The organism is Thalassorhabdus alkalitolerans (assembly GCF_042656525.1).
GTDB lineage: Bacteria > Bacillota > Bacilli > Bacillales > Marinococcaceae > Thalassorhabdus > Thalassorhabdus alkalitolerans.
Map to the genome: position 1 here is coordinate 214,171 of NZ_JBHSOZ010000004.1, position 21,667 is coordinate 235,837.

General features: G+C 41.2%; 24 protein-coding genes and 1 pseudogene. 13 read left to right on the forward strand and 12 right to left on the reverse strand.

Features of this window, described 5'->3' with window-relative positions; all coding sequences use genetic code 11:
- Positions 1-19 precede the first annotated feature (19 nt).
- Together ectB and ectA are read right to left on the reverse strand one after the other, a co-directional pair.
- Positions 20-1,300, reverse strand: coding sequence for a diaminobutyrate--2-oxoglutarate transaminase (gene ectB, locus ACFPU1_RS10590; protein WP_054636775.1), 1,281 nt, complete (start codon positions 1,298-1,300; stop codon positions 20-22).
- A gap of 69 nt (positions 1,301-1,369) precedes the next feature.
- Complete coding sequence (ectA, locus tag ACFPU1_RS10595) at positions 1,370-1,891, reverse strand: diaminobutyrate acetyltransferase (RefSeq protein WP_385940871.1); 522 nt, start codon at positions 1,889-1,891, stop codon at positions 1,370-1,372.
- Positions 1,892-2,729: 838 nt separating this feature from the next.
- On the opposite strand from ectA, the gene ACFPU1_RS10600 reads away from it, so the two are divergent.
- Positions 2,730-4,136, forward strand: coding sequence for a Glu/Leu/Phe/Val family dehydrogenase (locus ACFPU1_RS10600; RefSeq protein ID WP_385940874.1), 1,407 nt, complete (start codon positions 2,730-2,732; stop codon positions 4,134-4,136).
- Positions 4,137-4,232: 96 nt separating this feature from the next.
- On the opposite strand, the gene ACFPU1_RS10605 is transcribed toward ACFPU1_RS10600, so the two are convergent.
- Positions 4,233-5,138, reverse strand: coding sequence for a TIGR01777 family oxidoreductase (locus tag ACFPU1_RS10605; protein WP_054636777.1), 906 nt, complete (start codon positions 5,136-5,138; stop codon positions 4,233-4,235).
- Positions 5,139-5,318: 180 nt separating this feature from the next.
- On the opposite strand from ACFPU1_RS10605, the gene recX reads away from it, so the two are divergent.
- Positions 5,319-6,131: a recombination regulator RecX gene (recX, locus tag ACFPU1_RS10610; RefSeq protein WP_385940877.1), complete on the forward strand. Its 813-nt coding sequence runs from the start codon at positions 5,319-5,321 to the stop codon at positions 6,129-6,131.
- A gap of 34 nt (positions 6,132-6,165) precedes the next feature.
- Positions 6,166-6,477 carry a YfhH family protein gene (locus ACFPU1_RS10615; RefSeq protein ID WP_054636779.1) on the forward strand — a complete coding sequence of 104 codons (312 nt, stop codon included), beginning with the start codon at positions 6,166-6,168 and terminating at the stop codon, positions 6,475-6,477.
- A 54-nt stretch (positions 6,478-6,531) separates the two neighbouring features.
- Here ACFPU1_RS10615 and ACFPU1_RS10620 read toward each other — a convergent pair whose 3' ends face one another.
- Both ACFPU1_RS10620 and sspK read right to left on the reverse strand, forming a co-directional pair.
- Positions 6,532-6,681, reverse strand: coding sequence for a YpzG family protein (locus ACFPU1_RS10620; RefSeq protein ID WP_083465470.1), 150 nt, complete (start codon positions 6,679-6,681; stop codon positions 6,532-6,534).
- A 16-nt stretch (positions 6,682-6,697) separates the two neighbouring features.
- Positions 6,698-6,850: a small, acid-soluble spore protein K gene (sspK, locus tag ACFPU1_RS10625; RefSeq protein ID WP_083465471.1), complete on the reverse strand. Its 153-nt coding sequence runs from the start codon at positions 6,848-6,850 to the stop codon at positions 6,698-6,700.
- A gap of 152 nt (positions 6,851-7,002) precedes the next feature.
- Here sspK and ACFPU1_RS10630 point away from each other — a divergent pair, with 152 nt between their 5' ends.
- Positions 7,003-7,269: a YfhJ family protein gene (locus ACFPU1_RS10630; protein ID WP_385940883.1), complete on the forward strand. Its 267-nt coding sequence runs from the start codon at positions 7,003-7,005 to the stop codon at positions 7,267-7,269.
- Positions 7,270-7,283: 14 nt separating this feature from the next.
- On the opposite strand, the gene ACFPU1_RS10635 is transcribed toward ACFPU1_RS10630, so the two are convergent.
- Entirely contained in the window at positions 7,284-8,270 is a 987-nt protein-coding gene (locus ACFPU1_RS10635; protein ID WP_385940886.1) for a metal-dependent hydrolase, read from the reverse strand.
- A 168-nt stretch (positions 8,271-8,438) separates the two neighbouring features.
- Here ACFPU1_RS10635 and ACFPU1_RS10640 point away from each other — a divergent pair, with 168 nt between their 5' ends.
- The 4 genes from ACFPU1_RS10640 to ACFPU1_RS10655 all read left to right on the forward strand — a co-directional run bounded on the left by ACFPU1_RS10640 (position 8,439) and on the right by ACFPU1_RS10655 (position 12,320).
- Positions 8,439-8,762, forward strand: coding sequence for a hypothetical protein (locus ACFPU1_RS10640; RefSeq protein WP_385940889.1), 324 nt, complete (start codon positions 8,439-8,441; stop codon positions 8,760-8,762).
- Between the two features lie 32 nt (positions 8,763-8,794).
- The gene (gene mutY / locus ACFPU1_RS10645) at positions 8,795-9,880 is read left to right on the forward strand and encodes an A/G-specific adenine glycosylase (RefSeq protein ID WP_385940892.1); all 1,086 of its coding nucleotides are present in this window, start codon (positions 8,795-8,797) and stop codon (positions 9,878-9,880) included.
- The gene (locus ACFPU1_RS10650) at positions 9,877-10,635 is read left to right on the forward strand and encodes an SDR family NAD(P)-dependent oxidoreductase (RefSeq protein WP_385940895.1); all 759 of its coding nucleotides are present in this window, start codon (positions 9,877-9,879) and stop codon (positions 10,633-10,635) included. Before mutY ends, ACFPU1_RS10650 begins: the two co-directional genes overlap by 4 nt.
- A 71-nt stretch (positions 10,636-10,706) precedes the next feature.
- Positions 10,707-12,320 carry a gamma-glutamyltransferase family protein gene (locus ACFPU1_RS10655; protein WP_385940898.1) on the forward strand — a complete coding sequence of 538 codons (1,614 nt, stop codon included), beginning with the start codon at positions 10,707-10,709 and terminating at the stop codon, positions 12,318-12,320.
- 35 nt (positions 12,321-12,355) lie between these two features.
- Here ACFPU1_RS10655 and ACFPU1_RS10660 read toward each other — a convergent pair whose 3' ends face one another.
- From ACFPU1_RS10660 to ACFPU1_RS10680, 5 genes are all read right to left on the reverse strand, one after another.
- Complete coding sequence (locus tag ACFPU1_RS10660) at positions 12,356-12,736, reverse strand: hypothetical protein (protein WP_100400749.1); 381 nt, start codon at positions 12,734-12,736, stop codon at positions 12,356-12,358.
- Between the two features lie 94 nt (positions 12,737-12,830).
- A complete protein-coding gene (locus ACFPU1_RS10665; protein WP_054636784.1) occupies positions 12,831-13,154 on the reverse strand; it encodes a hypothetical protein in 324 nt (107 codons plus the stop codon).
- Positions 13,155-13,239: 85 nt separating this feature from the next.
- Complete coding sequence (locus ACFPU1_RS10670; protein WP_385940902.1) at positions 13,240-14,205, reverse strand: NADPH:quinone reductase; 966 nt, start codon at positions 14,203-14,205, stop codon at positions 13,240-13,242.
- A 55-nt stretch (positions 14,206-14,260) separates the two neighbouring features.
- Positions 14,261-15,412, reverse strand: a complete 1,152-nt coding sequence (locus ACFPU1_RS10675; RefSeq protein ID WP_385940905.1) for an LL-diaminopimelate aminotransferase — start codon at positions 15,410-15,412, stop codon at positions 14,261-14,263.
- A 135-nt stretch (positions 15,413-15,547) separates the two neighbouring features.
- Positions 15,548-15,772, reverse strand: coding sequence for a hypothetical protein (locus tag ACFPU1_RS10680; RefSeq protein ID WP_054636786.1), 225 nt, complete (start codon positions 15,770-15,772; stop codon positions 15,548-15,550).
- An 87-nt stretch (positions 15,773-15,859) separates the two neighbouring features.
- On the opposite strand from ACFPU1_RS10680, the gene fabL reads away from it, so the two are divergent.
- From fabL to ACFPU1_RS10705, 5 genes and pseudogenes are all read left to right on the forward strand, one after another.
- Positions 15,860-16,609, forward strand: a complete 750-nt coding sequence (gene fabL, locus ACFPU1_RS10685) for an enoyl-[acyl-carrier-protein] reductase FabL (protein WP_054636787.1) — start codon at positions 15,860-15,862, stop codon at positions 16,607-16,609.
- 99 nt (positions 16,610-16,708) lie between these two features.
- A pseudogene (locus ACFPU1_RS10690) lies at positions 16,709-16,867 on the forward strand (gamma-type small acid-soluble spore protein); the annotation flags it as partial.
- A gap of 508 nt (positions 16,868-17,375) precedes the next feature.
- The gene (locus ACFPU1_RS10695; RefSeq protein WP_157842893.1) at positions 17,376-17,798 is read left to right on the forward strand and encodes a DUF3939 domain-containing protein; all 423 of its coding nucleotides are present in this window, start codon (positions 17,376-17,378) and stop codon (positions 17,796-17,798) included.
- A gap of 13 nt (positions 17,799-17,811) precedes the next feature.
- Complete coding sequence (gene ntdP / locus ACFPU1_RS10700; RefSeq protein ID WP_054636790.1) at positions 17,812-18,339, forward strand: nucleoside tri-diphosphate phosphatase; 528 nt, start codon at positions 17,812-17,814, stop codon at positions 18,337-18,339.
- A gap of 322 nt (positions 18,340-18,661) precedes the next feature.
- A complete protein-coding gene (locus ACFPU1_RS10705) occupies positions 18,662-20,407 on the forward strand; it encodes an ABC transporter ATP-binding protein (RefSeq protein WP_054636791.1) in 1,746 nt (581 codons plus the stop codon).
- 127 nt (positions 20,408-20,534) lie between these two features.
- On the opposite strand, the gene ACFPU1_RS10710 is transcribed toward ACFPU1_RS10705, so the two are convergent.
- Positions 20,535-21,614, reverse strand: a complete 1,080-nt coding sequence (locus tag ACFPU1_RS10710; protein WP_054636792.1) for an FUSC family protein — start codon at positions 21,612-21,614, stop codon at positions 20,535-20,537.
- Positions 21,615-21,667: the final 53 nt, after the last annotated feature.

The window sequence follows — 21,667 nt, forward strand, 5'->3', positions numbered from 1 at the left end:
ACACCCCAAAGAATATTATTTAGGAAGTAACTAGTTCTTTTGCTTCAAGAACCTGTGTTACTGATTTCTCAATAATGGAAAGTCCTTTCTCTAACCCCTCGTCATCAATAGTAATAGGAGGGAAGAGCTTAAATACTTCATCGTCTGGACCGGCTGTTTCCATAATCAAGCCATTTTCGAAACATTTTCCGGCAATTTCATCAGCTAAACCTTCGATTTCTGAAGAAATACCTTGCATGAAGCCGCGGCCTCGCAGGCTTCCTTTAAGTTCAGGAAACTTTTTTAATAAATCTTCAAGAAAACTAGTGATTTTTTTAGATTTTTCTTGTACACTCTTCTCAAGAGCGTCGTCTGTCCAATAATTTAATGCTTCAGTAGCAGTGACAAATGCATGGTTATTTCCACGGAATGTACCATTATGTTCCCCAGGAGCAAAGGTGTCGTACTTAGGAGCGATCAACGTAAGTGCTAATGGAGAACCGTATCCGCCAATTGATTTAGAAAGGCAAACGATATCTGGTTTAATACCAGCCGGCTCAAAGCTAAAGAATGTGCCAGTACGACCAACGCCAGCTTGAACGTCATCAACGATAAGCAGGATTCCACGGTCACGACAGATTTTTTCAATGCCTTTTAGCCATTCCATACGGGCAGCATTCAATCCGCCCTCACCTTGAACTGTTTCAAGAATAAAGGCAGCTGGGGTATCGACTCCGCTTCCGTTATTATCAAGGAAACGCTCAATGTATTCAAGGTCACTTGAAGTATTGTCAAGGAAGTTATCAAAAGGCATAGTAACGGTATTTGTCAGTGGCATGCCGGCCCCTTTACGTTTGAATGCGTTCCCCGTTACGGCTAGAGCACCAATTGTCATACCATGAAAGCCATTTGTAAAGCTTACTACGTTTGTTCTTCCAGTTACTTTACGGGCAAGTTTCAGGGCACTTTCTACTGTGTTTGTTCCAGTCGGTCCTGGGAACATCACTTTGTAGTCAAGGTTTCGTGGTTTTAGAATAACTTCATGAAACTTTTCAAGAAATTCACCTTTAGCTTTAGTTGCTTTATCTAGAGAGTGGGTAATCCCATCTTCAGTTATATAATCAATAAGCTTTTGCTTCATTTTTTCATCATTGTGACCATAATTCAAAGCACCGGCCCCTGCGAAGAAGTCGATATATTCTTTACCATCGAGATCCCAGATCTTATGGCCTTTTGCTTTATGAAAAACGGTAGGGAAGCCCCGGACATAACTCCGAACTTCTGATTCATGTTGGTCAAATACCTTTAAGTCGTTTTGCATGCTTTAAATAGCTCCTCCTTAAGTAACAATCCTTTTTAATTTTTAATTAATAATTTCGCTTTTAAATTATTATTTTTTAAATGGTCCAATTCGGAAAGTAAGTTCAGCTTCATGCCCTTCACCAGGGAAGAGATCTTCAGCAAAACACTCAGACACAGTGCACTCAGTATCATGTGAACGTGCAATTTTGCGGAATAGTGCCTGGGATGCTTCATTTGAAGGGGTAACTGTAGCCTCCAAATAACGTACATCTTTACAAGCTTCTCTTTCCATCAGGTTGTTTAATATTCTGGAAGCAAGACCTTTCCCGCGCTGGGATGGATCCACTCCAATTTGCCACACGAAAACAGTGTCCTGTTTTTCCGGCGGAATGAACGCAGTGACAAATCCGACGACTTTCTCATCTTCTTTAACTACAATACATGTCTCCGCAAAAAACTCGCACATCATTATATATTTGTAAGATGAATTTAAATCCAAGGTTGAGTTTTTTACTAGCTCATACATAGCTGCTCCATCTTCAACTGATGGCTTCTCGAACGTTAAAGTGTCGACTGATTGCGCCTTTGTTGCCGTAGTGTCAGGGTTCATGCTTACATCACCTTCATTTTTTTTTATAAGGGTCTTAATAACCTATTCCTCCCCATTTCCAAACTTAAACCACAATTTAAATGAATTTCTGCTTTCTGCTCTCCTGAAGTTGTTACCAGATGATCATAAGATTATCATACGGTGCGCCTGTATAAAGATCAAATGTGCTTTTTACTGATTAATTCCAGTTAATAGTTCTTAATAAGGATAGTCTCCACTAACGAACGCCCCACTTACAGAATGCTTCCAAATAGTGACGAATGCAAAGGATTTGAAAAAAACAGTGAAAACTAAATAGACTAAAAAGTCTGATAAACTGCTTGGTGACAAGGTTTTTGTAAGGTGAAGAAAAAAAGAGGCTGGAAGAGAAAAAAGGGTGATTTAATTTTAGGAATATTCCGTAAGAGTATCCAGGCGCCTATAGGTGCTTTTTTTTTGCCTAAGGGGGATGCTGATTTTTTATAAGTCATTTGATTGAACGTGCTTGGAGAATCACCTGAGGCAAAGGGAAAAACAGCAGGAAAGCACTAAAGAAAGCTGAGAACAGGCAGTGACATAGAAGACCTCGTAAATACGAACAAAAGCGAAGATGAATGGATGTCGCATCAGCATCTTCAGGTGGTAGCGATCACTTATTAATGAAAACCCAACAACAAAAGGTAATGAGTCTTTTCATTTATTAAACGATAAGAAACGATAGCATAGCTGTAGGAAAGCAAGGTTATTACTTTCATTGAAAAAGCAGGATTTACTAAATAGTATGCCTAAACGTTAAGGAAGCAGGGAACAGGCAGAATAGATACTATAAAAATCTATGAAAATGATAAAGGAGGCTACTATGGGCAGTAAGCATACAAAACAATTGATAGCAGAAGTTTTTCAGGAGCTGGTTAAAGACAATACGTTCCTGCCTGATGAACAAAGCGAGCGGACAAAAATACTTCAATCGTCAGAGGAAATACTAAAAACAACTGATAAGATTATTAAAAGCTATATCCGAGTATCCACTGAAAGAAATGGTATTAAAAGAATTCCAGCATACCGGATTCAGCATAATAACATCAGTGGTGTCTATAAGGGCGGGATTAGATTTAGTGAAGATGTTAGTGAAGAAGAAGTGGAGAATCTGGCAATATTAATGAGTATTAAAAATGCGCTTCACGAGCTCCCTTTTGGAGGGGCAAAGGGCGGAGTTCACATTAACCCTAAAGACTTCACGGACAGGGAACTCAATTTAATCAGCAAAAAATATGTTCAAAGGTTTTCACCTGATCTGGGTCCAACTCATGATGTGCCGGCTCCTGATTTAGGGACAGACGCACGTATCATAGATTGGATGGTAGGGGAATACAAAACGATTAACCCTGGAAAGTCCTACCTTGGTTCTTTCACTGGAAAAAGCAAGGAAAACGGGGGAGCAGAAGGCAGGAGAGAGTCAACAGGTGTGGGGACTTTTCTGAGCTATTATTACTTGCTGGATGAATGGTATCCGGCCGAAGACAATCGAAAGGAAACAGGGGAAGTATCAACAAGAGGTGCTCAGTGGAAGACACTGCAGAAGTTATATGAAAAACACAAGAATGCGGATCCCATTGAAGTAAGTGTACAAGGCTTTGGAAATGTAGGCGGAGTGGCAGCATTAGAAGCATATAATCAAAGAGACATGAAGCATATTGTAACTGCTGTCTCTGATCAGCATGTCATGCTGGAAAACAAACACGGCCTGAATATTGATAAGCTCATAGAATATGTAAAAAAGCACAGAGAGCTTCCGCAAAAAGAAAAAGAATTGAAAGACTTAAAAGTTGAAGCCGCTATTCATCCTCCAGAAGACATTTTACATTATGAAACAAATGTATTAATTTTTGCGGCGATAGGAAATCAGATTACAAAGGAAAATATGAAGAAAGTGAAAGCAGATGTACTCGTCGAAGGGGCGAATGCTCCAGTAACAGCGGAAGCAGATTATTTTCTTCAGGATAAAGGAGTCATAATTATCCCGGATATACTGGCCAATGCGGGCGGGGTTCTTGTGTCCTACCTTGAATGGAAGCAAAGCCAAATTACAGAAGTGTTTACGAAGGAAGAGATACTGGCAGAGATGGCCGGACAAATGAAACAAACCTTCCAAAAAGTGTATGACACATATTTCACCTCAGAGCAAAATACCATGCGTTTTTCCTGTTATATGCTTGCTGTACAAAGAATGACTTTACTTTTATACAGGCATGGAAAGCTATTTTAAGATGATAAAATTGATTCATCTAATAGAGCCCCCACCGTTCTTGATACCGGAGGGGGCTCGAATGTGAGAGTGAAAGGAACTGTATTGAGATTCAGGTTATTTTCCTACTATATCCTCGAGGGCAGGGCGAAGTTCAGGGTACGAAAAGGAATAGCCCCATGCTTCAGCTTGCTTTGGGAGTACCTTTTGCCCTTCTAAAATCAAAACACTCATTTCTCCTAATGCAGTTTTTAAGGCAAAAGCAGGAGCCGGGGCCCAGTGGGGACGGTTCATTACTTTGCCAAGCTCTTTTCCGAAATCTTTCATGCGATAAGGATGGGGGGCTGTCACGTTCATAGGACCCGACGCATGATTGTTTTCAAGAGCAAACTCAATCATGTTAATAACATCCTTTACGTGTATCCAGGAGAACCATTGTTTCCCTGAACCAACGGGACCACCGGCAAAAAGTTTATAGGGAAGCATCATCCGAGGAAGAGCTCCTTCTTCTGTTGATAGAATAATCCCGAATCGAGCCCTGACGGTTCTAACCCCTAAATCCTCTGCTTTTATTGCTTCTTGTTCCCAGCGGTCACATACTTTCTGTAAAAAATTTTGCTCTGCAGGACCGTTCTCTTCTGTGAAAACCTCAGTTTTTGAGGTGCCATAATAGCCAACGGCTGATGCATTTATCAAGACAGAAGGCGTTGGATCCAGGGCTTTCATTATACGGTATGTTTCCTGAGTAGCCTCAATTCTGCTTTGAAGAATCTTTCTTTTTGCAGAGGGCGTCCACCTTTGGTTGATCGATGCACCGGCTAAGTTTATAAATGCGTCTATATTTTGAAGTTCTTTTTCAGGATGAGCATTTTCCGTCAGCCATTCAACATGCTCAAGCCGATCTTTATTCTGTCTGCCTTCACTATTTCTTGTTAAAATATATACATAATGCCCTTTACTTAATAAATGCTCTGTTAATAATGATCCTAAAAAACCAGTACCGCCAGTGATGGCTATATTCACATCTATCGCTCCTTTCTAGCTTTTGAAGGGTGGAAGCTTATTATAGTTTTTGTTACATGATTACTCATGTTTCTAACATATGAAAACGAAACCCAAAGTAGTGTTATTCCGCTTTACCCTGTAAGAGAGGGAAATAATCACGCCTTGAATGGCAAATAAATATAAATTATGGTGAACCCTATGAAAATAACTAAGATTACTGTACAGAAAAAAAGAAAAGATAGATATAACATTTTTCTCGACCGAGGGAATGGGGAAGAATATGCTTTTAGTGTAGATGAAGGGGTTCTAATAGAATGGCAGCTAAAAAAAGGGATGTTTCTTACTCAGGAGCAGGAAGAAGAAATTAAAGCTAGTGATTTTAAAAAGGACGCTTTAAATAAGGGACTTCAGTACTTAGCACATGGAATGAAGACAGAGTACCAGATTAAAGACTATTTATTTCAAAAGGACTTTCCAGAAGATGCGATTCATGATGCTGTAGAAAAAATCAGGTCGTTTGGATACATTAATGATAAAGAGTTTGCTGATGCCTTTGTAAGAACTAAAATGAACACCTCCGACAAAGGCCCGGCAGTCATTAAAGAGGAATTAAAAAATAAAGGAGTTCATCTTTCTATTGCCGATCTGGCTCTTCAGCAGTATAGCGAGGATAAGCAACTGGCTCAGGCTATACGTATTATTGAAAAGAAGGGAAAAAGAAAGAAAAATGAATCTGCTTCTTTAGTGAAAAAAAGACTGACAGAAGGACTTCTCCGCAAAGGCTACTCTCTTTCTATCATCGACACAGCTTTGAAGGAAGCTGACCTGAGCCACAATGAGGAAGATGAATGGCTGGCATTATGCAGCCAAGGTGAAAAGGCAAGGAGGAAGCTGAATAAAAAGTATGAAGGCAGTACTTTCCGGATGAAGCTGAAGGAAAACTTATATCGAAAGGGATTTTCTCTTTCTTTAATTGAGCAGTATATAAAGAATACGGAAGAAGAGAAATAGTAGTCTAACTATTACCAGACAGGGTGGGAAAAATATGGAAAGACGATTCAGTGAAATGAGCGAACATGAGATCAGACAAGAGATTGCAAATTTAAATGAAAAAGCAAAAAAGGCAGAACAAATGGGTATGGTCAGTGAGTTTGCAGTGTATGAAAGAAAGAAGGTTATGGCAGAGGCCTATTTATTAAACCCACAGGATTACAAGCCTGAAGAAAGATACAATATCAAAGGTGAAGGCGGTGTGTTTGTCATTTCTTATATGAATGGAGTCTTTGCCTGGGGATACAGAGATGGCAATGATGAGTTGGAAGCGCTGCCTATTTCTTTATTAAAAACAACTGACTAATAGCCTCGAGATTGGAAAGAAGAAGAGAAGCGGATCACTTCTCTTCTTCTGCAGTTAAGCTCTCTTCCTAGCCTGTATTTCTAATACTTTGTTATGAAGACTTTGTTCAGTTTCTCCATTAACCTGGTTAAAAGCGTGCTTTGGATTTGACCGTGGAGATTGAAATGGGCTTTGATAATGAGTCTGCATGTTTTTATGCTTCATTCTCACTGGCTCCTTTCTAGCGGTCCCGATCCTGGTTGCTTTTAAACATTCTTTCTTGTGGGTGGTCTTTGATTGTGCCGTCAGCTCTCTTGGAAGAATACTCAGGTTTTGCTCTTGGTTCTCCGTCTAAGGATATCCGCGGCGGGAAACCTTTTTCTTTATTTCTCATGAAAAAGCACTCCTTCCGGAAAGCAAAGCCGCCCCTTTATTAACAATGAAAGAGACGAGGCCGGAAACTGAATTGTCAGTCCAGCTCTTTACTATTTTGTGTTAAAGAAGCGTCAATATGCTGAGATAAAAGTGGTAAAGGAGGAAAGGATTATGAATGAGACATATGAACGATTAACGAATTATTTGCTGGAAAAAAATGAGAACATTTCTTCTGCACAGGCAAGAACATGGGTGGAACACTTGTGGGAGGATTTTGAAACGACTAGAGCAAGAGCGGGTCGGAAATATCAGGGAAAAGAAATGACGGAGCAGATTGTTATGAAATGGCTTGATCAATACGGAGCCTATCTTCATAAATACGAAGCGACAAATCAGAAATTTAATCATTTAACAGAAGATGATCATCTAAAACACTAAAAGGGTTCCCACTTTTAGGTGGAAACCCTTCCTTGTTTTAATTTTTTTTCCAAGGTTTCATCGCTGTAGATCCAGCCAGTATACGAGGTGAGAATTTCTAAGTCCTGATTCAGTCGTACCACAGCCACAAAAGGATAATAACCTTTGGTGCGGTATCTTAAATCAATGAATTTCACTTCGTATCCGTCCTCCGTTTTCCTCATGATCCACCGATAGGTAGGAGAAAAGGATAGAAAAGCCGATAAATTATCGTCTTTTATGGCAGCCTGAGTTATCTCGTCGCCAGGTATAGGTTCAAATTCGTAGCTTTCAAAATAACGAATTTGATGATCTTTGGATTCAGCTACGTGAAGCATTTCTGGTGTCCGGATAACCAGGTGCCATTTGTTCCATTGGAAGGTCGGAGAAATAAAAACGTGCGTTGTTGAAGGATGGAGCCTCCGGGCATGCGTTACCACTTTGTTTCTCGCTCTAATCCTCCACACATAGTAAAAGATCAGAAGGATATAAAGAATCAAGAAGGTCCAGCCTGGGTGAGCTCCGTATCTCCATAGTATGAATGCAGCGATATGGCTTAGGAAAATTAGCGGGTCAAATATGTTAATAACCCCCAGGGCGATCCACCGTTTGTTAAAAGGGGAAAGCGCCTGTGTCCCATAAGCGTTGAATATATCGACAAACACATGGAGAAAAACTGCCAAAAAAGTCCACAGCCAAAGGTGGAGTAAGTTAATATCCGGTACAAATCCGTATATGACAGCTGAAATTAAAATAGGCCACATTAACACTGCTGGTATGGAATGGGTGGGTCCCCGGTGGTTCCGGATATAAACGGCGTTATTTTTAAATTTTAGGACTGTATCAAAGTCTGGAGCCTGGGAGCCAACGATAGTAGCTATCATCACAGCCTGCATCATGACAGGGTCCTGTGTGACATTTGGGTCCAATGTGGCTAAACCGCCAAGACCGACTCCCATTACTACGTGGGTACCGGTATCCATACTGCTTGTCCTCCTTCAAACGATAGGTCTGCCTAATGTTTTCATCCAGCTCACCTGTTATAGAGGGAGCCTTATATAATAAGAAAAAGACTGTTTTCACAGACAAAGTCCTGTATGTATATTTTAGTTATACCCGATAAAGGAAAGATTAAAAAGGGGGAAAATAATATGGAAGCAACTCTTCATATTTTTATTGAATATCGGATTAAAGAGGAGCACGTTCAAGAATATGAAGCTTTAATTGAAGATATTGCCGCTTCCCTATCAGAATATGGAGCTGAGAAGTTTCAGTGGTATGCTGCTGAAGACCAGCCCAATTTATATGTAGAGCTTTTTAAAGTGCCAACTAAATCTCATTATCATACATTAAAAAAATGGCGGAAATCTAAAGAACACCCTTTGTTTGGAAAGTTGGATCCTGTCATTGATGGAGGGCTGGAAAAGCTTAATTGCTGGGCCTTTCAAGCACGTACAGATGAGCTGAAGGAGTAAGCGTTTGACATGAGAAGAAAGGAGGTGCAGGTGTGAGTTATTACCATGAGGGCGTTGATGAGAATGCATTTCAAGATAACCTGCTTGCCTGGTATAGGGAAAATCAAAGAGAGCTGCCTTGGCGGATAAACCAGGATCCTTACCGGGTTTGGGTTTCAGAGGTCATGCTCCAGCAAACAAGAGTAGAAACGGTCATTCCCTACTATGAGCGCTTTATGGAATGGTTTCCTACGCCGGAGGATTTTGCAAAGGCAGAAGAAGAAAAAGTGATGAAAGCATGGGAAGGTCTTGGGTATTATTCTCGTGTAAGAAATTTACATACTGCAGTAAAAGAAGTAGTAGAAAGCTATGGCGGAAAGGTGCCAGATAACAAAAAAGATTTTTCTTCATTAAAAGGAGTAGGACCCTATACAGCTGGTGCAGTACTCAGCATAGCCTATGAACAGCCGGAGCCAGCTGTTGATGGAAACGTAATGAGAGTGCTTTCCCGAGTGCTGCTTGTGACAGATGACATTTCTAAAGGAAAGACACGAAAGCAGTTTGAGGAAGTGATACCTACTTTAATGGGAGGCACTCCCCCTTCGGAATTTAATCAAGCATTGATGGAATTAGGAGCCCTTGTCTGTACTCCTAAATCCCCGGGTTGTTTGTTGTGTCCGGTCCAAAGTCAATGTGAGGCGAGAAAACAGGGAGTGCAGCAGGAACTTCCCGTTAAAGGTAAAAAGAAGGCCCCCGCTTTAAAAGAAATGGCAGCTATTATTATTAAAGACTCAAAGGGGAAATTTCTCATACACCAACGGGGCAGCAAAGGCCTGCTGGCCAGGTTATGGGAGTTTCCAAACACAGAAGCTGAAGCGACTTCCAGCCAGAAAGTTGATTTAGAAACTTTCTTAAAGGAAGAATATGGCGTGGAAGCGGCAGCAGGAGATTCTGTTCAAAACGTGCAGCATGTCTTTTCCCACCTCGTCTGGGATATTACAGTATACGAAGGCACATTAAAAAATGCAGACGAAATAAAAGGTAACTGCAAGTGGGTTACTATGGAGGAAGCAAGGAAGCTGGCTTTTCCTGTATCACATCAAAAAATACTAAAAACAATAGAGGAGGAAGAGGCATGAACCTTGGGCTTGAAAATAATAAAGTGTTAATAACCGGCGGTTCCAAAGGGATTGGAAAAGGGATTGCCAAAGCTTTTCTTGAAGAAGGTGCAGAAGTAGGGATTGTTGGAAGAGGCATAGAGGCGTTAGATCAGGCTAAAAGAGAACTGGGGAATGTGTTTATTTACCAGGGGGATGTGTCAAAGGAAGAAGACAGAAGAAGAATATTCCAAGAATTTATTAGTGACCATAAACGAATAGACGTATTAGTTAATAATGCAGGAGGCTCCCAAGGTTCAACCACTGCTGAAACTGAAATAGCCGAATTTGAGCAGGCAATGCAGCTGAACCATTTTTCAGCGGTCCATTTATCCAAGCTTGCCCATGCAGAAATGAAAAAAAATTACTCAGGCAGTATTATTAATATTTCTTCCATTTTTGGCCGGGAAAGTGGGGGTAAGGTTACATATAACAATGCTAAGGCGGCCATGATCTCTTTTACAAAATCGTTTGCCAACGAGGCCATTAAAGATGGTATACGTGTAAACAGTGTAGCCCCAGGATCCATTTTGCATCCTACAGGAAACTGGCAAAAAAGACTTGAAGAAAACCCGGATAAAATCAACAAGTTTATAAAGGATGAAATTCCAGGAGGCCGCTTTGGGAATGTGGAGGAAGTAGCTAATGTGGTTGTCTTTTTAGCCAGTGACAAAGCGTCATGGGTGGTAGGAGCCAGTTTAAATGTAGATGGCGGACAATCGAGAATGAATATGTAGCATATGTAAATGAAAATTTTTAAGTACGTCTTTTCTTATAACTTAGAAAACAACATTGGAGGATTGTTATTATGTTATCATTTGACCCTCATTTTTACCCTTACCAATCCCAAAGGATGACGACATACGCTAAAAAGGGAGTGGTTGCAACTTCTCAGCCTCTGGCTGCCCAAGCTGGCCTTGAGATATTGAAAAAAGGGGGGAATGCCGTTGATGCAGCGATTGCAACGGCTGCGTGTCTGACTGTGGTAGAACCGACATCAAATGGTATAGGCGGTGACGCTTTTGCCCTTGTGTGGGTGAAGGATAAGCTCCATGGCTTAAACGCTAGCGGTCCTTCACCGGCTTCTATTTCTATTGAAAAAGTAAAGGAGCAAGGCCATGAGGAGATCCCGAAGTTTGGTTTTATTCCTGTTACCGTTCCCGGCGTTCCGGCAGCATGGGCGGAACTATCTGAAAGGTTTGGGAAGCTTCCTTTTAAAGAATTAATGGAACCAGCAATCAAGTATGCAGAAGAGGGCTACCCCCTTTCTCCAGTGCTTGCTTACTTTTGGGAACGAGGGGCGTCTGTCTATCAAAGTTCATTAAAGGGTGAGGAATTTACCGCATGGTTTGACACGTTTACCCCTGGAGGCCGCGTGCCAAAGGCAGGCGATGTATGGAAGTCACAGAACCATGCAGATACTCTCAGAAGAATTGCAGAAACGAAATCAAAGGATTTTTATGAAGGAGAACTGGCAGATAAAATGGATGCCTTCGCCAAAAAGTATGGAGGCTTTCTTCGAAAAGAGGATTTACAAGACTTTACACCAGAGTGGGTAGAACCTATAAGTGTCAATTATAAAGGCTATGACGTATGGGAAATACCACCCAATGGACAAGGATTGATTGCTCTTGAAGCTCTGAATATCGCCAAGAATTTACCTTCTGTTCATCGGGAGGAAGAAAAAGGGCTTCATAACCAGATTGAAGCAATGAAGCTCGCTTTTTCAGACGGCCTTCAGTACATTACAGAAGAGAGTGAGATGAAAGCATCTGCTAAGGACTTATTAAGTGAGAATTATGCAAAGGAAAGAAGTCAATTGATAGGAGAGAAAGCCCTTACTCCGGCAGCAGGGGAGCCTCCAAAAGGAGGAACGGTGTATTTGGCTGCCGCCGATGAAGAGGGAAATATGGTGTCTTTCATTCAAAGTAATTATATGGGATTTGGTTCTGGACTGGTCGTTCCTGATACAGGAATTGCTCTTCAAAACAGAGGTCATAACTTCTCAATGGATCCAGCACATGATAATTCACTTGCAGGAGGAAAAAGAACGTTCCACACCATTATTCCAGGGTTTATGACCAAGGATGGACAAGCAGTAGGACCATTTGGTGTGATGGGAGCATTTATGCAGCCTCAAGGTCATTTGCAGGTAGTCTTAAACACAATAGATCTCGGTTTAAATCCACAGGCAGCTCTGGATGCTCCGAGGTGGCAGTGGATGTCCGGGAAAAAAATAGTGTTAGAGCATTCTTTTCCTAATCATCTGGTTCAGGCGCTTGCAAGAAGAGGTCATGAGGTGCAGGTCGCTTCTCATCCTGGTGTATTTGGAAGAGGACAGATTATATGGAGAAACCAGAAAACAGGAGTATACTCAGCAGGAACCGAAGCAAGAACTGACGGCTCTGTTGCAGCCTGGTAAAAATATAAAAAATAACAGCCCAGAATGTTGGGCTGTTATTTTTGTTGAAATTGAGTCTTGGTTCCATGGCGCATGTTTCGTTTAGGCTCATCGTTTACAAGGTGGATTTCCTCAATCTGCTGCCTCGTAATTGGTGATCCATATTGATAAATCACTTCAAATACTTTATCCAGGTCATGTTGAAATTCCTTCCGGTCACTTTCAGGTATCTTTTCGTTTAAACTGCGGTTAGGCATTAAATTCTTCGTATCAAAATCATGAGACTGGGTTTCTGATAACAGCTTTTGCAAATCTTGTAATTCATCAGGCGTACATTCCACTTCATATTGTATTAAATCAGAATCCTCAATTTTAACAGGGCTGATATCATCCATACTGATAGGGTTTAGATTTACATAATACTTTTGCTTTTCCATATTTCTCAACTCCATACTGTAATACGTCCTAGCCATAGCTTGTGTATGAAGCGAAGAGTGTATACAAAAAAAGTAAAGAGCAATTTTATGCTCTTTACTTTTTAATAATGTCCTCTCGAAGTTCTCCGATAACCTGTTTGGTTTCCTCTGTACCATAATCGTAAATCTTTTGATAAAGCTTGGCGTCTCTTTCTTGAAATTCCTTTTTCTCATTGTCTGCTTTTGTTTCATGAAAGGGCTGACCGATTTGGTGAGGCTCGACATCATGGTCTTTTAACGTAGAAAGGAGGTCTTCCAGTTCTTTTCTTTCATCAGGCGTCACTCTTACCTCATATTGAATTGTATTTTCATCGGTTTTAACGTTGTAAAGGCCGAGCATGGCCTGGTCAAGTGCAACATAATAAGTTTCTTTTTCCATGAGATCCTCTCCTTTGACTGGCTTCTTTTATTGAGTGATATACCCTTAGGAGAAGATCTTCACACATATAAAAAGGAAGAAGGGGTTAAAGAGTAAGAACAATGTTCCCCATGACTTTATTTTCTTCAAGCTCCTGATGGGCTTTGCTCGCTTCTGAAAGGGGAAAAGTCTTTCCTAAGTGTGGAACTAACGTTTCTTCTTTAAGCATTTTAGTTACTTCCTGTCCGGCTTTTTGTATGGACTCAACAGGCGTTGTGAAGAGAAGAATGCCAAGAAGAGATGCCTGTTTTTGGTTTAGGAGACGCCAGGGAAGCTCAGGTGTATTGTTTTTTGGTGAACCGATTGTTACAATTCTGCCTCCAACTTTTATGATTTCTAAATCATTTTCTATGTTTTCACTCAAGGAAACATCCAGGATCACGTCGACACCCTGATTATCTGTCATTTCTTTAATCTTTTCTGGAAAAGCTGGATCTTTATAATTCACTACATGGTCTGCACCGATCTGCCTTACGAATTGTTCCTTTTCTTCATTTCCGGCTGTAGCAATGACCTTTGCATTTTTTAAGCGAGCCATTTGGACAGCCGCGTGCCCTACGGCTCCGGAAGCTCCGTAAATCAGCACGGTTTCTCCCTCTTTAAGCCCGGCACGGTGAAACAGGGACAAGTGTGCTGTTAACACCGGGATACCTAGTGAAGCCCCTTCTTCAAAACTGATGTTATCCGGAAGTGGGAAAATGTGGTCCTCACTGGCAACAGCATATTCTGCAGCCGTCCCAGATACATTTGTACCCCACACACGGTCTCCTTTCTTAAAAGAAGAAACCCCTTCTCCTGTTTCCTCAATGGTTCCGGCCAGATCAAAATGAGGAATGTGAGGAAACTGTGGGACTTCGCGAATGCCTGCTCTAAAATAGGTGTCCACAGGATTTACGCCACTTGCTTCTACTTTGATCAGTATTTCGTTATCTTCCTTTATTTCAGGACGGTTCAGATCTTCCAGCTTTAATACTTCAGGTCCTCCGTATTCTCTAAAAGCTGCTGCTTTCATGGTTATTCCTCCTTAGAATGCTTAGTGAAAAAGCGAATTTTTATATAAGCGAATTTTATATAAGAGAAGTTAAGCGCAAGCCTGCCTCTCGTAAACGTTCATCTGATTGTACTAGAGCGATGCGGACATATCCTTCTCCTCCCATTCCAAAAGCATTTCCTGGCGTAACTACTACCCCCTGCTCAATAGCCTCTAATGAAAAGGACAAAGAGGTGTAATGAGGTGGGATCCTTGCCCAGATAAACATGCCGCCATCAGGCTTTCGTACATTCCAGCCATTTTCAGTGAGTGAGTCAAACAATACATCTCTTCTTGCCTGGTATGTTTCTTTGTGTTCTTGCAAAAAAGAGTAGTCACTTGTTAAAGCTTTTACAGCAGCGTTTTGGATCGGAAGGAACACTCCGTAATCTATGTGAGATTTCAATGAAGCCAATGGCTTAAGTAGTGATGGATAGCCAATGAGGTAGCCAATTCTTGCTCCCGCCATGTTAAAGCTCTTAGAAAGAGAATTAAACTCCACTGCTATTTTCTTGGCATCAGGGATGTGAAAGATACTGATGGGTTCATTGTTGGCAAAGATAAGTTCAGAATAAGCAAAGTCATGGACAATTAGTATGTTGTGCTTTAAGCCGAAGGAAATCATTTCTTTAAAATATTCTTTAGTAGCTAAGGCTGCTGTAGGGTTACCAGGGTAGTTAAAAATCATCATTTTAGCTCTTCGCAATATATCAAGAGGTATCAAGGATAAATCAGGCATAAAATTATTATCTTCATTGACAGGCACAGTGTATAAGTCAGCACCGGCGAGTCGGGCACATGCTGAATAGATTGGATACCCAGGATCAGGAGCAATAATAATGTCACCAGGGTCTAAATAAGCCAGTGCCAAGTGAGCCAATCCATCCTGGGACCCCATTAACTGAAGCACTTCATCAGGGAGAATAGACACGCCGAATCTCTCTTTGTAATAGTGGCAGACAGCTTCTTGGAAATCAGATGTTCCTTTTAAGGTATAGCCGTACTGGCCTTCCTCCCTGGCGTTTTCTGCAAGGCTGTCACGAATTTCCTGGGGAGGAGGAAGATCCGGGCTTCCTATACTTAAGTCAATAATGTCATGACCCTGGGCTGCTTTTTCAGCCTTCTTGGCTGCTAATTCACTAAATACACTGGCAGTAAGGTCATTCATCCTGGTTGCAGGCTGTATCAAGTGGGTTCATCCTTTCTCAGAAAATAATGGGTATGTATTATAACAAAGGCAATCTTTCTTTTACCTTATCACTATCCATAAAGAGAGGTAAAGAAGAAAGCGGCCGTCCCAGTGGGGGACAGCCGCCATCCTAGTTTAATCATAGTTAATTCGTGTTCCGTGCTCCCAGCTCGCTTCATTCCTTTTGATATCATCCCTGTTACCTATTTCCTCTAATATTTCGCGGTAAATAGTTGCGCCTTCCGGATTTAAGTAAGGCATGATTTGCTGGAAGCTGTGATGAAAGTGAAGAAGTTCTTTGTTACTCCACTTTGTTTTAGGAGTCATGGAAAGTTCAGTGAAATCTCTGCCTACATACATGCTCTCACCTCACCTTTAGTTTTTCTGTGAAGGAGACTTTCTATACGTTATAATGAGACGAGACGTATTACGATGGAGGGAATACATATGAATGAAAAGGTTGCTCTGGTCACTGGAAGCAGCAGAGGGATTGGCAAAAATATTGCCCTTAAATTAGCTGATCAAGGTTATCATGTAGTCATTAATTATGCTCGGAGCAAAAAAGCTGCAGAACAAACAGCTGCGGAGATAGAAGAAAGAGGGGTTAAGGCTCTTACCATTAAGGCTAATGTTGGAAAGCCTGAAAAAATCAAAGAAATGTTCCAGGAAATTAATGACACATTTGGACGCCTGGATGTTTTTGTGAACAACGCCGCTTCAGGCGTCCTGCGTCCAGCCATGGAACTTGAAGAAAGCCATTGGAACTGGACGATGGACATCAACAGCAAGGCCTTGTTATTTTGTGCTCAAGAAGCAGCAAAGCTCATGGAGAAGAACGATGGAGGAAAAATAGTCAGTTTGAGCTCACTTGGCTCCCAGCGTGTTCTTCCAAACTATACAGCCGTCGGGGTTTCAAAAGCCGCCGTTGAGGCGCTTACTCGTTATTTAGCTGTTGAATTGGCCTCTAAGAATATTGTGGTTAACGCTGTTTCAGGAGGAGCAGTAGACACGGATGCACTGACCCATTTCCCTAACAGGGAGGAATTACTGGAGGATGCAGCAAACAGAACTCCGGCTGGAAGAATGGTGGAAACAGAAGACCTTGCAAATGGCGTGATGTTTTTATTGTCAGAAGAAGCGTATATGGTCAGGGGACAAACGCTAATTATTGATGGTGGTATTTCCCTTCTAACCTAACAAAATTAGGCAGTGTATCTGTCGAATAACCTCTACCCTTCACGGGCATCTTAAGCCATGTGGAGGTGAAATAAGATGAAAAACCAACAACAAAACCAAGCGTCTAAAACTAACGCTCAGCAAGTAAGAAAACAAAATGCTCAAGCTGCCCAAAACCAAGGTTTTAAAACTGAATTTGCGAGTGAAACAAACGCTCAAGAAGTACGTCAGCAAAACCAGCAGTCTCAGCAGCGCAAGCAGCAAAACCAACAGCAATAACCGCCCTTCACAGAGGAACCTCTCCAGTCAGAGGTTCCTCTTTTCTATGAGCTCCCAAAGTTGATTTATTACAAGTTAGGTTGTAGAGAAACGTGGGAGACACCATATTGGCACGAGTCTAATGGCATGGCCTAAGGTAAGACCCGAGACTGAAAAAGGGACATTGAATGCGACTGTAATGAAGCAAAAATGGGTGAAGAACTTGAACCTTTAAATGCAAACAGGCCTCTTTTATCGCTGTAAAGAGAAAGGTGTATTTCTCAGTTTAAAGACAGTCCTTATGAAGCATTCGAATGGTAAAGGTCAACCGTCAGTTCTTTTCATCTATGTACATATTTCCATAACCTTATGTATGTTTATCCGAAAGTCCATTCTCCTTCGTTTCAAAATAAACACACAAGTTGTATAATAGAAGAGAGAAGATAAAAAGGAATAAGAAAGGTTGATCATTATGGACAACCTCTCAGGGAAGTTGCAGAAGCTTTTTAAGGGAAACAAGGAGAATAAAGTGGAGGAGGAATATCCAGTTCGGCCTGTGTCTGTAGAGGAAGTCCGCCGGGGAATACAGAACCTGGCAAACAGTCTTCCAATGGGAGTCAGTATCCGATCCTTTATTAAACATGATCATTCTGTTGACTTTGAGTTGTTAAAGCCAGTATTAAAGGCTGTTCCAGACAGAAAGTTCTACATGTCCAAAGAAACATTTGAAGTATTTGAGGATGCTGAAACACCAAAGACAATGGATCAAGTACAACTGGCAGTGGACCAATATATTAAGGCAAATGGAGAGTTGCCTGTGGTTCAGGGAGATCCAACCCACAAAGTCTCCTACTTTCTCATTAAAGATTACCTGCGGGTGAAACCATCCTTTGATTTATACCTTGATGAAAAGGATCACCTGGTAATGTTAGAGCCAAATGGTGAAAAGTAGGAAGGAGTCAGTTATGGAATTTCCGCAGACAGGCAGCACGATTGAAGTGCAAAGTTATAAGCACAACGGAACACTTCATCGAGTGTGGGAAGAAACACTAGTTTTAAAAGGCACGTCTAAAGAAATTATCGGTGGAAATGACCGCATTCTTGTTCAAGAAGCAGACGGAAGAAAATGGAGAACGAGAGAACCCGCCATTTGCTATTTTCACGGTGATAAGTGGTTCAATGTTATTGGCATGGTAAGAGCAGACGGGATCTATTATTATTGTAACCTGGGCACTCCTTTTCTATGGGATGAAGAAGCATTGAAATATATTGACTACGACTTGGATATTAAGATCTTTCCTGATATGACCTATACACTGTTAGATGAGGATGAATATCTCCAGCACAAAAGGGAAATGGAATACCCCAGAAAAGTTGACCGGAAAATAAGGCACGGGGTCAAAGAACTGCAGAGCTGGATTCATCAACGTAAAGGGCCTTTTGCCCCACAATTCGTTGAACAGTGGTATGAGAGGTATTTATCATATCGATAATGTCTTCGTGTGAGAAATTAAGGGAGAAACAACATGTCCTGATGTAGCGGAATGGAGTTTCCCAAGTTCAAAAAAGTCAGTGAGAAGGACCTGGAGGGTGGTTACCTTATAGGTCCTTGTCTTTTTCTTTTTGGCTTCAGGTTTCTGTTAAAGGGTAATATTGTTATATAAAAGTCTTCCGGCTACATGATAAATGTGCGGTTTCGGTGATCGCAAGAAAGAAGATCCCGCAGGGTGGTACTCCTGACTTTCATATAGAACATAAATAACGGCTTCTTGTTTGAACATAAACAAAATATGTATTGAAAAAGGGGGGAGAAATCTGGACAGTATAAAGAGATACCTGAAATTTGTAATGCCATACAAAAAGATAATTTTCTTTACGATTTTAATAGGATTGCTCAAATTCGGAATACCATTGCTTACACCGCTCATTCTGGCTTATGTAATTGATGATATTATATTGGCTGAAGGAATTCCCACTTCTGAGAGGGTGAGCACGTTATTTTGGCTGTTAGGAATCGCGATTGCTGCATTTCTTGTTATCAGGCCGCCCGTGGAGTATTATAGACAATATTTTGCCCAGTGGACGGGAAGCAAAGTATTGTATGACATCCGCGACCAATTGTTTAGCCACATCCAAAAACTGAGTCTGCGCTTTTATTCAAATAGAAAAGCAGGGGAGATTATATCCCGGGTTATTCATGATGTTGAACAGACAAAGAATTTTGTGATCACTGGATTGATGAATATATGGCTGGATATGTTTACGATACTTATTGTTCTTGTCATTATGCTCACCATGAATGCCTGGCTGACTTTAGTGGCTATAGCGTTATTCCCTCTTTACGTTATATCAATTAAGTACTTTTACAGCAGGCTTCGTATGCTTACTCGTGTGCGGTCGCAAGCACTCGCAGAAGTACAGGGTCACCTTCATGAAAGGGTTCAGGGAATGAGCGTTATTCGAAGTTTTGCTTTGGAGGAATATGAACAGAAGCAGTTTGACAGAAGAAACAGCCATTTTTTAAATAAAGCAATTGACCATACGAAATGGAATGCCAAAACATTTGCAGTTGTTAACACCATTACTGATATAGCTCCTTTAATAGTGATATTAGCCGCTGGATATTTTGTTTTAACGGCAGGGCTGCAGGTTGGGGAAATGGTAGCCTTTGTTGCATACATGGAACGGCTTTATAATCCTTTACGGCGGTTAATTAATTCTTCAACCACTTTAACTCAGTCTATTGCTTCTATGGACAGGGTGTTTGAATTTGTAGATGAGAAATATGATATTGAGGATCAAAAGGGAGCAGTCCCTGTAAAAAATGCTCAAGGCTCTGTTTACTTTGACCATGTCAGCTTTCAATATTCTGACGAGAATGAATGGGTCCTGAATGATATTAACCTTGATGTGCGGCCGGGAGAAACGGTAGCACTTGTGGGAATGAGCGGCGGGGGGAAAAGTACACTTGTAAGCTTAATCCCAAGATTTTATGACGTGACCCATGGCAGAATACTGCTCGATGGGAGAGATATTAGAGAGTATCAGGTCAGAAGTCTGCGTGATAATATTGGCATGGTTTTGCAGGATAATATTTTGTTTAGTGATTCGGTTCGGTTGAACATCTTGATGGGAAATCCTGAAGCTAGTGAAGAGGAAGTCATTCGAGCTGCCAAAGCAGCAAATGCTCACGATTTTATCCTGAACCTGCCGGATGGGTATGATACAGAGGTAGGAGAAAGAGGAGTGAAACTTTCAGGAGGACAAAAGCAGCGTATTGCAATTGCAAGAGTCTTTTTAAAGAACCCTCCTTTGCTTATTTTTGATGAAGCTACGTCAGCCTTGGATTTAGAAAGTGAGCATTTAATTCAAGAAGCGATGCAAGAACTGGCCAAGGACCGTACTACTTTTATAGTGGCGCATCGTCTTTCTACCATCACTCACTCTGACCGGATCGTAGTCATAGAAAATGGAAAAGTAATTGAAAGCGGGAGCCATCATGAGCTCATCCAAAAGAAGGGCGCTTATCAAAAACTGTTTAATGTGCAGCAGCTTTCCTGAATGAATAAAAAGAACCTTGCTCCGTCGAGCGAGGTTCTTTTTATGGAGACAGATTTATCCTTAAGCTGCAGTAAAGACAAGGAGAATCAATGCTTGACCAGACGGCCAGTTTCCCCCTGTCTTACTCTCAATCCTCATCCCTTATTTCGACTTGGTTCACATTGGTGTGATAGTTAAAGAAGCTTTCGACAAGGCGATCTAAATGCTCCAGCTGCTCGTTGTATTCAACAATATGCGAGACGATAGGGAGAATGTGGAGCCACTCATCACGATTAATCTCATGGTGATCATATAAATCCATAAATAAATCAGTAAGTGACTCTTTTCCTTCGTCTACTTCCTCAGCCATCTCATCAGTGAGCTTTGTATTGACTTTGCCGACATACCGCAAAAGAATCCGGTCGTGGTAATTTGTTAAGTGGTCGAGCTGGTCTCTTACCAGTTTTTGAAGCCGATCGGGCATGTGTTGAAGGTCATTTCCATATTTATCGAGTGTCCGAAGAATCATAAATGATTTTTTCAAGGTGAAAAGCATTTGTTTAAAAAGCACAATCTTTCTTGCTTTTCCGAGCTTGCTTTTGGTAAAGTATGTTCTTTCTTCTTTGTATAAAAGATAGAGGTTATCCATTTTAATGATATTTTCGTTAATTCTTGGGATGTCTTTCTTTAACGACTGCTGGTTGGTTTCATGTCTTGTAACCAGGCGGATCCAGCGAATAACTTCTTCTGTGTTGTACACAAGCTTTCGATAAAGGCGTGTTTCATACTTAGGCGGAATAAACAATAAATTTACTATAAAGGCAGCAAAAACCCCTACCATAATAAGGAAGAATCTAGAAGCGGCAAAGGCAATAAAATCATCTGTCGGATTCCCCATAATAATAATAATTGTGACAAGTGCAAGAGGGATAGTTGATTCATCCAGTTTTAGCTTAATCAGGATAGCAATCGCAACTACAACAGTGACACCGATAATCACTGGTTCATGGCCAAAGGTCATGGCAAAAGCCACAGCAAGAACGGCACCAATTATATTTCCTTGCACCTGATCGAGAATTGTTTGATACGTCCTGTAAATAGAAGGCTGAATCGCAAATGTGGCAGCAAGTGCTCCGTACATTGCCGGCTCAAGCCCCAGCCAGGAGGCTGTATATAGAGCGAGAACAATGGCCAGACCTGTCTTGAAAATTCTTGCCCCTAGTTTCATCTAGTGTAACGAGTCCTTTCTTGGTGGTTTAAAAACCATATTGTAGATAAAGA

Excerpts from the sequence above, each read along its gene's own strand:
- ectB (WP_054636775.1), bottom strand. The coding sequence starts at position 1,300 with ATGCAAAACGACTTAAAGGTATTTGACCAACATGAATCAGAAGTTCGG.
- ectA (WP_385940871.1), bottom strand. The coding sequence starts at position 1,891 with ATGAACCCTGACACTACGGCAACAAAGGCGCAATCAGTCGACACTTTA.
- ACFPU1_RS10600 (WP_385940874.1), top strand. The coding sequence starts at position 2,730 with ATGGGCAGTAAGCATACAAAACAATTGATAGCAGAAGTTTTTCAGGAG.
- recX (WP_385940877.1), top strand. The coding sequence starts at position 5,319 with ATGAAAATAACTAAGATTACTGTACAGAAAAAAAGAAAAGATAGATAT.
- ACFPU1_RS10615 (WP_054636779.1), top strand. The coding sequence starts at position 6,166 with ATGGAAAGACGATTCAGTGAAATGAGCGAACATGAGATCAGACAAGAG.
- ACFPU1_RS10620 (WP_083465470.1), bottom strand. The coding sequence starts at position 6,681 with ATGAAGCATAAAAACATGCAGACTCATTATCAAAGCCCATTTCAATCT.
- sspK (WP_083465471.1), bottom strand. The coding sequence starts at position 6,850 with ATGAGAAATAAAGAAAAAGGTTTCCCGCCGCGGATATCCTTAGACGGA.
- ACFPU1_RS10630 (WP_385940883.1), top strand. The coding sequence starts at position 7,003 with ATGAATGAGACATATGAACGATTAACGAATTATTTGCTGGAAAAAAAT.
- ACFPU1_RS10635 (WP_385940886.1), bottom strand. The coding sequence starts at position 8,270 with ATGGATACCGGTACCCACGTAGTAATGGGAGTCGGTCTTGGCGGTTTA.
- ACFPU1_RS10640 (WP_385940889.1), top strand. The coding sequence starts at position 8,439 with ATGGAAGCAACTCTTCATATTTTTATTGAATATCGGATTAAAGAGGAG.
- ACFPU1_RS10650 (WP_385940895.1), top strand. The coding sequence starts at position 9,877 with ATGAACCTTGGGCTTGAAAATAATAAAGTGTTAATAACCGGCGGTTCC.
- ACFPU1_RS10655 (WP_385940898.1), top strand. The coding sequence starts at position 10,707 with ATGTTATCATTTGACCCTCATTTTTACCCTTACCAATCCCAAAGGATG.
- ACFPU1_RS10660 (WP_100400749.1), bottom strand. The coding sequence starts at position 12,736 with ATGGAAAAGCAAAAGTATTATGTAAATCTAAACCCTATCAGTATGGAT.
- ACFPU1_RS10665 (WP_054636784.1), bottom strand. The coding sequence starts at position 13,154 with ATGGAAAAAGAAACTTATTATGTTGCACTTGACCAGGCCATGCTCGGC.
- ACFPU1_RS10670 (WP_385940902.1), bottom strand. The coding sequence starts at position 14,205 with ATGAAAGCAGCAGCTTTTAGAGAATACGGAGGACCTGAAGTATTAAAG.
- ACFPU1_RS10680 (WP_054636786.1), bottom strand. The coding sequence starts at position 15,772 with ATGTATGTAGGCAGAGATTTCACTGAACTTTCCATGACTCCTAAAACA.
- fabL (WP_054636787.1), top strand. The coding sequence starts at position 15,860 with ATGAATGAAAAGGTTGCTCTGGTCACTGGAAGCAGCAGAGGGATTGGC.
- ntdP (WP_054636790.1), top strand. The coding sequence starts at position 17,812 with ATGGAATTTCCGCAGACAGGCAGCACGATTGAAGTGCAAAGTTATAAG.
- ACFPU1_RS10710 (WP_054636792.1), bottom strand. The coding sequence starts at position 21,614 with ATGAAACTAGGGGCAAGAATTTTCAAGACAGGTCTGGCCATTGTTCTC.